Source organism: Nocardioides humi (genome assembly GCF_006494775.1).
GTDB classification, from domain to species: domain Bacteria; phylum Actinomycetota; class Actinomycetes; order Propionibacteriales; family Nocardioidaceae; genus Nocardioides; species Nocardioides humi.
In genome coordinates this window covers 4,762,351-4,772,585 of record NZ_CP041146.1, presented here as the reverse complement: position 1 = coordinate 4,772,585, position 10,235 = coordinate 4,762,351, and the positions used below count along the sequence as shown (strand labels likewise).

General features: G+C 71.2%; 10 protein-coding genes. 8 read left to right on the top strand and 2 right to left on the bottom strand.

Annotation, left to right across the window (positions count from 1 at the left end):
* Window positions 1-22 precede the first annotated feature (22 nt).
* Window positions 23-472 carry a neocarzinostatin apoprotein domain-containing protein gene (locus tag FIV44_RS23065; protein ID WP_141006486.1) on the bottom strand — a complete coding sequence of 150 codons (450 nt, stop codon included), beginning with the start codon at window positions 470-472 and terminating at the stop codon, window positions 23-25.
* 404 nt (window positions 473-876) lie between these two features.
* On the opposite strand from FIV44_RS23065, the gene FIV44_RS23060 reads away from it, so the two are divergent.
* From FIV44_RS23060 to FIV44_RS23025, 8 genes are all read left to right on the top strand, one after another.
* Window positions 877-2,004 carry a heme/hemin ABC transporter substrate-binding protein gene (locus FIV44_RS23060; protein WP_141006485.1) on the top strand — a complete coding sequence of 376 codons (1,128 nt, stop codon included), beginning with the start codon at window positions 877-879 and terminating at the stop codon, window positions 2,002-2,004.
* The gene (locus FIV44_RS23055) at window positions 2,001-3,122 is read left to right on the top strand and encodes a FecCD family ABC transporter permease (RefSeq protein WP_246086571.1); all 1,122 of its coding nucleotides are present in this window, start codon (window positions 2,001-2,003) and stop codon (window positions 3,120-3,122) included. Before FIV44_RS23060 ends, FIV44_RS23055 begins: the two co-directional genes overlap by 4 nt.
* On the top strand, window positions 3,119-3,919 hold the full coding sequence (locus FIV44_RS23050) for a heme ABC transporter ATP-binding protein (protein WP_141006484.1): 801 nt from the start codon (window positions 3,119-3,121) through the stop codon (window positions 3,917-3,919). Before FIV44_RS23055 ends, FIV44_RS23050 begins: the two co-directional genes overlap by 4 nt.
* On the top strand, window positions 3,916-5,103 hold the full coding sequence (locus tag FIV44_RS30805) for a hypothetical protein (protein WP_181410775.1): 1,188 nt from the start codon (window positions 3,916-3,918) through the stop codon (window positions 5,101-5,103). The genes FIV44_RS23050 and FIV44_RS30805 overlap by 4 nt, the downstream gene beginning before the upstream one ends.
* Window positions 5,100-6,470, top strand: coding sequence for a PT domain-containing protein (locus FIV44_RS23040; RefSeq protein ID WP_141006483.1), 1,371 nt, complete (start codon window positions 5,100-5,102; stop codon window positions 6,468-6,470). The genes FIV44_RS30805 and FIV44_RS23040 overlap by 4 nt, the downstream gene beginning before the upstream one ends.
* Window positions 6,471-6,584: 114 nt before the next feature.
* Window positions 6,585-8,303 carry a hypothetical protein gene (locus FIV44_RS23035; RefSeq protein WP_141006482.1) on the top strand — a complete coding sequence of 573 codons (1,719 nt, stop codon included), beginning with the start codon at window positions 6,585-6,587 and terminating at the stop codon, window positions 8,301-8,303.
* A 94-nt stretch (window positions 8,304-8,397) separates the two neighbouring features.
* The gene (locus tag FIV44_RS23030; RefSeq protein WP_141006481.1) at window positions 8,398-8,964 is read left to right on the top strand and encodes a TetR/AcrR family transcriptional regulator; all 567 of its coding nucleotides are present in this window, start codon (window positions 8,398-8,400) and stop codon (window positions 8,962-8,964) included.
* Window positions 8,965-9,101: 137 nt separating this feature from the next.
* A complete protein-coding gene (locus FIV44_RS23025; RefSeq protein WP_141006480.1) occupies window positions 9,102-9,776 on the top strand; it encodes a biliverdin-producing heme oxygenase in 675 nt (224 codons plus the stop codon).
* Here the strand turns inward: FIV44_RS23025 and FIV44_RS23020 are convergent.
* Entirely contained in the window at window positions 9,761-10,207 is a 447-nt protein-coding gene (locus FIV44_RS23020) for an SRPBCC family protein (RefSeq protein ID WP_246086570.1), read from the bottom strand. The two genes, FIV44_RS23025 and FIV44_RS23020, sit on opposite strands and share 16 nt — an antisense overlap.
* Between the last annotated feature and the right edge of the window lie 28 nt (window positions 10,208-10,235).

Genomic DNA, 10,235 nt, shown 5'->3' with positions numbered 1-10,235 from the left:
CCACCGGTCGGGTGCTCGGTGATCAGCAGCTCGCACTGCGCGCCCGACGACCCTTGCAGGTGAAGGTGGCCGGCTGCGGGACGTTGAGCGGGAACGGCAGCGCCGTCTTGTGGATGTTGGTGTTGGTCTTGTGCACGGTGACGCTCAGCGAGAAGCTGCCGCTGGCGTCGGTGGTCACCGGAACGCCCTCGTCGCAGGCGGGGATGCCGAGGTAGGTCTCCTGGGTGCACACCCCGATCTTGTGCGGGGTGCTCGGCGTGAGGCCGGTGCCGGTGACGGTGACGCTCTGGCCGTCGACCAGGTTGGTGGTCTGGCTGACCGACGTCGCGGCCGCGGCCGCTCCGGCCGTGAGGCCGACCACACCGAGCGCCGCGACCACGGCGAGGAGCAGGGCCAGTGGACGAGCCTTCGGCTGGGGGGCGCTGACGCGCGCGGGCGCCATCGTCGTACCGCCCTCGACGGACTTCTTCATGGTTCTCGACCTTTCACTAGGATCGGAACCGACCGCATGGCCAGTTCCACGTTCGACCGCGCTCACGCGCGGTCCGGGAGGCCGTGGGGTCGGCCGGGGCGCTGTTCCCTGCGAAAAGTTCGGCGCCCCGGTCCCCGCCACGGCGATGGCGCCGCGCGGCCTCGACTCCCGGGGCAGGGCGTCGCCGACTGGCTTCGAACCGGCATCCGAGATAAGGTAAGCCTTACCGAATTGCCCAGGGCCGTCAAGGGGCGCTGACAATTCGTCAGCACCTCTCGGCCACTGCACCCTGCTTGAAATGCCTCTCTGAACTGCACATACTCGTCGCCAATTAGGTGAGCCTAAGCTCTGTGTTATCGTCAGGACGCCCGAGATGTTGACACTCTGACAGCAAAGAGCAGCGCATGGTCCCCCGCACGTCCCGCCCGTTCCGCACGCTCGCCGTCGCCCTGACCGCGCTGGCACTCACGGCCTGCGGACCCGTGCTCGACGGGGCGAAGGGACACGGCGAGGAGAGGCCGGGCACCGCCGTGCCCTCGATCGCCGACGTGACCCCGCTGCCGGACCCGCGCTCCTGGCAGGGCGCCGTCGACGTCAACCTGCCCGCCCCCGAGATCCGGCCGGTCGAGGACGACCCCACTCCCCAGCTGCCCGCCACCGTGACCGACGTCCAGGGCACGAAGGTGACCGTCACGGACGCCAGCCGGATCCTGGCGCTCGACATCTACGGCACCCTGTCGCAGACCGTCTTCGAGCTCGGCCTCGGCGACAACATCGTCGGCCGCGACGTGTCGTCGGCGTACGAGGAGATCCAGGACCGTCCCCTGGTCACGCAGAACGGGCACGAGCTCAACGCCGAGGCGATCCTCGAGCTGGACCCGACGGTCCTCATCACCGACACCTCGCTCGGCCCCTGGGACGTCGTCCTGCAGGTGCGCGACGCCGGCATCCCCGTCGTGGTCGTCGACGCCGAGCGCAACCTGGAGAACCTGTCCTCCCTCACCCAGCAGGTCGCCGACGCGCTCGGCGTGCCCGAGCAGGGCCAGCAGCTCGGCGCGCGGATCGAGAAGGAGGCCAAGGACATGCGCGCGCAGATCGCGCAGGTCGCGCCCCAGGACGTCACCGGCCAGCTGCGCACGATCTTCCTCTACGTCCGCGGCCAGGCCAACGTCTACTACATGTTCGGCCGCAACTCCGGTGCGGACGCGCTGATCACCGCCGTGGGCGGGTACGACGTCAGCAGCGAGATCGGCTGGGAGGGGATGAAGCCGATCAACGACGAGGGGCTGATCAAGTCCCAGCCCGACGTCGTGGTCATGATGAGCAAGGGCCTGGAGTCGGTGGGCGGCGTCGACGGGCTGCTCAAGCAGTTCCCTGCGCTGGCGCAGACGCCCGCGGGCGAGAACAAGCGGGTCGTCGCGATGGACGACTCCCAGATCCTCAGCTTCGGCCCCCGCACGGCCGACGTCCTCAACGCGCTGGCCGTCGCGCTCTACGCGCCCGACAGCCTGCCGGCCGAGGACCGGCTGTGACGGCGACCGTCCCGCGACCGACCCTGCGCGGGGAGCAGGCGCCGACCCGCGCCACCGACGGCACCGCCGCGCTCGACCGCAAGCGCCGGCGCCGCGTCGTACTCCTCATGTCGGGGCTGGTCGTCGCCCTCGTCGGCGCGACCCTGGTCGCCGGCGGCTCGGGCCAGCTGACCATCCCCCTCAACGAGATCCTCGGCTCGATCGCCCACCGGGTCGGGCTGGACGTCGGTCCACTGCCCAGCCATCCGCGCGGCGAGTACACCCTGTGGAACGTCCGCTTCTCCCGGATCGCGATGGCGGTGATCGTCGGCGGCTCCCTGGCCGTCGCCGGCGCCGCCATGCAGGGCGTCTTCGGCAACCCGCTCGCCGAGCCGAGCGTCGTCGGCGTCTCCTCGGGCGCCGCGGTGGCCGCCGGCGCCGCGATCGTGTTCAGCCTGCGCTTCGCCGGCGACTGGTCGATCCCGGTGTGCGCGTTCATCGGCGGTCTCGCCACCACGCTGCTGGTCTACGCGCTGTCCCGCTCCGACGGCCGGACCGAGGTCGTCACCCTCGTGCTCACCGGCATCGCGGTCAACGCCGTCGCCGGCGCCCTGCTCGCCCTGCTGATGTTCCTGGGCGACACCCAGGCCCGCGAGTCGATCGTGTTCTGGCAGCTGGGCAGCCTCAACGGCAGCCGCTGGGCCTATGTCGTCGTGGTCGCGCCGCTCGCCGCGGTCGGGGTCGTGATCGCGATCGCCTGCGCCCGCAGCCTCGACCTGCTCGCCCTCGGCGAGCGCTCCGCGCGCCACCTCGGCGTCAACGTCGAGGCGCTGCGCATCGTGCTCATCGTCGTGGTCGCGCTGCTCACCGCCGCCGCGGTCAGCTTCTGCGGCATCGTGGCCTTCGTCGGGCTCGTCGTCCCCCACCTGGTGCGCATGGTCACCGGCCCGGGCCACCGGGTGCTGCTCATCGCCTCCTTCCTCGCCGGGGCGCTGGTGCTGATCTGCGCCGACACCGTCGCGCGCACCTTCATCGCCTACACCGACCTGCCGCTCGGCATGCTCACCTCGCTGGTCGGCGGGCCGTTCTTCTTCTGGCTGCTGCGCCGGACCCGTCGTACGGCGGGAGGCTGGGCATGAGCGCCGCCCTCGCCGCCCGCGGCGTCACCCTCAGCTACGGCCGCCGGCCGATCCTCGACGACGTCGACCTCGACGTGCGCCGTCGCGAGGTGCTCGCGCTCGTCGGCCCCAACGGCGCCGGCAAGTCCACGCTCCTCTCGGTCCTGGCCGGGGACATCTCGCCCGACAAGGGCGAGGTCCTGCTCGAGGACCGCCCGCTGAGCACCTGGAAGCTCCGCGAGATGTCCCGCAAGCGGGCCGTGCTCACCCAGGAGCACCGGATCTCGTTCCCGTTCCCGGCGGTCGACGTCGTCCGGATGGGCCGCTCGCCGTGGCGCGGCTGCCCGGAGGAGGACGACGACGAGCGCGTGGTGGCCGAGGCGATGGCCACCGCCGACATCGAGCGGCTCGCCGGCCAGCCCTTCGGGCTGCTCTCCGGCGGCGAGAAGGGCCGGACCTCCTTCGCCCGCGTGCTGGCCCAGCGCACCGGCGTCCTGCTCCTCGACGAGCCGACCGCCGCGCTCGACATCGGGCACCAGGAGGCGGTGCTCGCCCACGCCCGCGCGCAGGCCACCGCCGGCGCGGCCGTCGTCGTCGTACTCCACGACCTGAGCCTGGCGGCCGCGTGGTCCGACCGGGTCGCGCTGCTCCACCACGGCCGGGTCACCGCCGAGGGCACGCCCTCCGAGGTCTTCACGGCGCCGCTGCTGAGCCTCGTCTACGACCACCCCATCGACGTCGTCGCGCACCCGGTCACCGGCGACCTGCTGGTCCTCGCCGACCGGCGTGCCCTCGTCTCTCGGGAGGAGACCGCATGAGAAGCCACCTTCCTCGCGTCCACCGCCTGATCGGACGCCTGCTCGCCCTGACCCTGCTGGCCGCCACGCTCGTCACCGGGCTGGCCGTCGCCACCACCGCGCCCGCGTCGGCCGCCGCGCGGATCACGGTGACCAACGACCAGGGCACGTCCGCCGCCGACACGAAGTACCGCACCGAGCTGACCATCAACGGCAGCGGCTTCCAGGTCGTCAAGGGCGGCTTCGGCGGCGTCTACCTGATGTTCGGCTGGGTGAAGAACCCCGGCAGCGGGAGCTGGAAGCCCTCCAAGGGCGGCGTCACCGGCGAGGACTACCGCTACATCCCGGACGCGGAGAACGCCGCGCAGAACCAGGGCTACCTGAAGTTCATCGCCTTCCCCGGCAGCTCGACCGCCAGCGAGGCCAACGCGATCCTCAACAAGAACGGCTCCTTCCGGATCAAGCTGACCGTGCCCGGGCCGACCTTCCAGAGCGTCGACCGCACCGGCAAGGTCTCCACGGTCGACTGCACCAAGGTCACCTGCGGCGTCATCACGATCGGCGCGCACGGCGTCAAGAACCCCGCCAACGAGACCTTCACCCCGGTCAGGTTCACCACCGTGTACGGCGCCGCGCCGGCCGACCAGGGCCAGGCGAGCACCGACACCCCGGAGGCGGCAGCGCCGGAGCAGGCCCAGGAGGAGGCGCCCGACGCCGCGGCGGCCCCCGAGGCCGAGGCTCCGGCCGCGGCCGCGGCGGGCGCACCCAAGCTGACCACCGACCGGCTGACGGCCAAGGTGGGCAACACGCTGGCCTTCACCGCCACCGGCTTCCGGCCGGGTGAGCAGGTCCTCGGCGTGCTCGACGACGGCCGGGCCGGCATCGGGCCGATGGTCGCCGGGCCCTCCGGCGAGGTCGCCGGCATCCTGCCGCTGCCCGCCGACCTCGAGCCCGGCACGCACGAGCTGCGGCTGACCGGCGCGGCGACGGGCGCCCAGGCCTCGGAGCGGTTCGCGGTGCGGCCCGCCGACCAGGCCGCCCCGAGCCAGGCCGTCGCTGACGACGACGGCCCCGGCGCGGCCCGGATCTTCCTGGTCGCCGCCGCCTGCCTGTTCCTGCTCGCCCTGCTGGGCCTCGGCCTGCGCCTGCTGCTGCACCGGCGCCGGCGACGTCCCGGTCCCCCGGCCGTGGGAGCGACGGCATGATCTCCGCCTCCACCCGGACCCGGGTCGCCGCGATCCTGCTGGCCGTGTGCTGCGCCGTCCTCGGCGCCGGCGCGCTGCTCTCGGCGGCGACCGCCGCCGAGGGGACCGACACCGCCGGCGTCGTACCCGCGGACGAGAGCACGACCACCACGGCGACGGCGGATCCGAGCGACGACCCGACGGACGACCCCAGCGACGATCCCACGGACGATCCCACGGACGACCCGACGGACGACCCGACGGACGACCCGACGGATCAGCCCACCGACGAGCCGGACGACGGTCCGTTCACGGTGTCCGACGCGGTCTTCCGCTGGGGCGTCAACGACGAGAGCAACAACAACGCCTTCGCCCCGGGCACCTACAACTTCCTCTCTGCGGGCACCGCACCCGACCCCGGCAGCGGGGGCCAGACGATCGACGACAACGGCAGGTGGCGCAGCACCGGCGCCACCGCGTGGCTGGCGCAGAGCGGCAACGTGCGGATCGAGAAGATCGACTCCTCCGGCGCCGCCCTCCCGGCCACCTTCGCCGGTCTGAAGACCGGCCCCGACGGTGAGCCGCTCGGCGGCACCGGCGTCGCGATCTTCAGCAGCCACAACGTGGTCATCACCGGCGGCACCGGCCAGGTCGATCCCGCAGCGGGCACCGCGACGATCTCGTGGACCGGGTCGTTCACCGTCTTCTACTACTCCGGCATGTCGTTCTTCAGCGTTGCCAACCCGGTCCTGACCGTGACGCCGACCTCGGCGACCATCACCGCCACGGCCTCCGGGTTCGCCAGCTCGATGGAGGACATGACCAAGTGGCAGCCCGTTGCTCCCACGCCGGTGACCCTCGCCGACCTGCAAGGCGTCGGCACCGCCGAGCTCGGGGCGGCGAAGGGCTTCACCGCCGTCGCGAAGTATCTCGGCGTCACCTACGACGCCCCTGCGAACGGCACCGCGCAGGTCCGCACCGGCGACGCCTGGGGCGCCTTCCCGAACGATCCCCCGACGTCGTATCTCGCGTTCATGGAGAAGGTCGGCTCGGCGGCGTACTGGTACTCCTCGGGCGGCAGCAGCGACAAGTTCAAGGTCCCCAAGCGGATCAGCATCAGCTGGGACTCCCGGTCCCCCTCGCGCCCGAGACGCCGGTGGTCAACCCCGGCGCCACGACCAAGCAGCCGAAGAACAAGGCCGGCAAGGAGCCGCCGGCCACCCAGCCGGCCGCGCCGTCCTTCCCCGTCGCCCAGCCCGCCGGCCCGGCCCTGCCCACGCAGCCGTTCGCCGCCGCTGCCGCCGCGGGTGCGCCGGACCTCGCCACAGGCCCCGCGCGCTACGAGCCGCCGGTCGCCTATGCCCTCACGTCCTCCCCACCTCAGGTGACCCGTCCGACGGGTCGGGACAGGCCTGGGAGTGGGTGCTCGGATCCCTCCTGTTGCTCGGGGCGGTCGGGATCACCGTGTCCACACCCCTGATGAAACACCTGAAAGGAACCCGATGAAGAGCCCACGTAGAGGGATCGCCGGCTTCGCCGCCGCCGCCCTCACCGCCACCGGACTGTCCGTCCTCGGCGTGGCCACCGCGCCCGCCGCGCACGCCGATCCGATCGAGGTCGACAACGCCCAGTTCCGCTGGGGGATCAACAACGAGTCCAACAACGCTGCCTTCTTCGGCTTCAACTTCTTCTCCGCCGGCAAGCTCGGGAACCCGGAGGAGGGCGGCCAGTTCCTCAACGGCGACGGCACCGCCTGGGGCAACGGCAAGCCCGCAGGCTGGGCCGCCGAGTCCGGCAACGTCCGCATCGAGAAGAAGCAGGCGGACGGCACGTACGCGACGACGTCGTGGGCCGAGCGCAACACCAGTGCGACCGGCACGACGATCTCGCCGCCGACCTCGACCGTGTACTCCGACCACCAGATCGTGATCGACAACGGCGAGGGCACCCTCGATCCGGAGGCCGGTACCGCGTCCATCCAGTGGGAGGGCGACGCGACGGTCGTCTACTACAACGGAGCCACGTTCTGGTATCTCTCCGATCCGGAGCTGACGGTCGACGCCGACGGCTCCGGCGAGCTCACCGCGACTCTCAGCGGCTACGGCACGGACATGGACGACATGACCCAGTGGGTCGCGCTGCCCGAGACGCCGGTGACCCTGGCCGACTTCGCCGAGAACGCGCTCGACGTCACCGAGGACGGCATTGTCGGTACGCCGGAGTACCTCGGCGTCGACATCGACGACACCGGCTACGCTGGCTCGCCGCAGGCGACCACCGGCGCCTACTGGGGCTCCTTCCCGCAGAGCTTCACCGACTTCCAGCAGAGCACCGGTCAGGGCTCGTACTGGTACTCCAGCGGCCTGTCCATCGACCCCGGGAAGGTCGCGCTGCCCTTCGAGGTGGTCATCCCGAGGCCACAGGTCACCGTGTCGGCCACCGAGTTCTCGGCGTCCGGCCAACACGAAGTCACCGTGACCGGTACCGGCTTCGATCCTGACCTGGCCGAGGCGATCAGAGCACCGATCTGCCCCGGGGGTCCGCCTCCCTTCCTCCCCTGTGGCCGACCTGGCGGCGCGTACGTGGTGTTCGGCAAATTCGCCGAGAACTGGAAGCCCTCCGACGGCGCCGCCGGATCAACCCGCGTCAACAGTTCCGTGCAGTGGGCGGTCACCGAGGAATATGTCGACGCGGTCGGCGGCCCCGAGGACGGCGCCATAGTGCTCAACCCTGACGGAACCTTCGAGGCCACTCTCACCATCGACAAGGCCGCCATCGATGCCGCCGCCACCGACGCCAGCTTGGTCAACTACGGCATCTACACCTATCCCGGCGCCGGGGCCACGCAGGCACTCTATGAGACCTACACACCGATCACCTTCACCACCGTGACGCCGCAACCCCAGCCGGCCCCGGTTGCCACAGTGGCGGTCGCCAAGCAGCCCAACAAGAAGGGCAAGAAGGGCTCGGTGACGATCGCGTCCACCGGTCTGACCGGGCAGCAGGTGACGGTCGTCGTCAAGCAGGTCAAGCCCAAGCCGAAGGGCAAGAAGGCCAAGAAGAAGGCCACCAAGACCATCACGGTCACCATCGACGCCTCCGGCACCACCACCGTGGCGCTGCCCAAGCTCAAGAAGGGCAAGCACAAGGTCACCGTCACCTACCCCGGCGGTTCGTCGGTCACCAAGGTGAAGGTGAAGGGCAAGAAGTCCAAGAAGTAGGCCCTTGCCTCTCGCGGGGTGTGTCCGCCACGTGGCGGACACACCCCGTCACCGTTTCCAATCATCAGATGAAATCTCGCTCTAGGATCCTTACGTGCCGAAGATCGCCGCTGAGACCGTCCCCGCCCACCGTGACCTGGTCCGGCGGAGGATCTTCGACGCCTTCGCGACGCTGATGGACGAGCGCAGCTTCGACGCGATCACCATGGCGCAGATCGCCGCTCGCGCCGACATCGGGCGGACCGCGATCTACCACCACTTCCGCGACAAGGAGGCGGTCGTGGTCGCCTTCGCCACGGAGGAGACCCAGCACTACCTCGCGGACCTGCGCCGCGACCTCGACCTGGTGCCCGACCCGGTGGCGAAGATCCGGGTCTACCTGCGCCACCAGCTGCAGGCGGGCCAGCAGTTCCACACCGGGATGGGCGGGATCCTCTACCACCTCCTCTCCGAGGAGGCGATGGAGAAGATCCACGACCACGTCGCGGCGGTCGAGGAGGTGCTCTCCGAGATCCTCGACGAGGGCATCGCCGAGGGCGCCTTCCGGGTCTCGGACCGCAAGTCCGCGATCTCCCTCCTGCACGCCGCGCTGGCGACCCGCCAGCTGCCTGTCGCCTCGGTCGAGGAGTTCGTGCTCCGCGGCCTCGGCCACATGGGCTGACCCCTGTCGCCGCCGCGCACGACGCGTTAAACTTAGGTGAACCTAAGCAAAGTGCGCGCGGCGTATTGACAGGCGGCCCCCATTTTCTTGACACTTAGTCAGCAAGTTGTCATTCGCCTCTCCAAGGAGCCGCCCTCATGTCCGTCGCCACCACCGTCCGCGACGAGGACCTGACCCTCTCCACGGCCATGCGCGAGGGCTCGCGCGCCGAGCACGAGGCGGCCGAGGGGTCGACGTTCATGTCCGAGCTGCTCGAGGGCAAGCTCACCACCGAGGCGTACGCCGACCTGCTGCTCCGCCTGCGCCGCGTCTACGCCGCGCTGGAGGACGTCGTCGCCGCCCACCAGGCCGACCCGATCGTCGCCGCCGTCCACGACGCCGCGCTGGACCGGCTCGCCGCCATCGACGCCGACCTCGCCCACTGGGCCCCCGGCGTCGACCCGGAGAGCATCGACTCCCCCGCCGCGACGGCGTACGTCGAGCGGATCCGCGCCGGCGCCGCGTGGGGCGGCCTGCTCGTCGCGCACCACTACACGCGCTACCTCGGCGACCTCTCCGGCGGCCAGGTGATCGGCCGGGTCCTGCAGCGCACGTTCGACCTGCCCGAGGGCACCGGCGTGAGCTTCTACGACTTCCCCGCGATCCCGAAGCCGAAGCCCTACAAGGACGGCTACCGCGCCCGCCTCGACGCGCTCGACCTCACCCCCGAGGAGGTCGCCCGGATCGTCGACGAGGTGCGTGCGGTGTTCAGCCTCAACCAGGCCCTGTTCGACGAGCTCGGCGGCCAGATCGAGCGCTACCGCGCCGCCTGACGCCCGCCGACCTCCCCCGCGAGGCCGGCGCGGCAGCCCGCCATCATCCGGGCGTGGTTCCAGACCAGCACCGGACGCACGACGTACGACGCCAGGGCGAGCGCGCCCCGCACCGACACCTCCTGGCGGAAGTCGAGCCGGGTCCCCTCGCCGGCGGGCACGAGCGTGAACCGCGCGAACCCGTCGAGATCGCCGCTGACCGCCACCTCGACGACGGGAGGCGTCCGGCTGACGGCGTCGAGGACGAGGTCGAGCGTGTAGGGCAGCGTCGAGCGGCAGCACACCCAGGCCGTGTCGGGTCCGAGTCTCGCGACGGCGCGCACCTGCGGCCACCAGCGCGGGTAGCTCTCCAGATCGGTGAGCACCTCCGCCACGGCGGCCGGCGGCGCCGCGACCGCCCACGAGTCGGTGAACGTGAACGACCGGAGCACCCCACCATCATGGCGTCCGCGCCACACT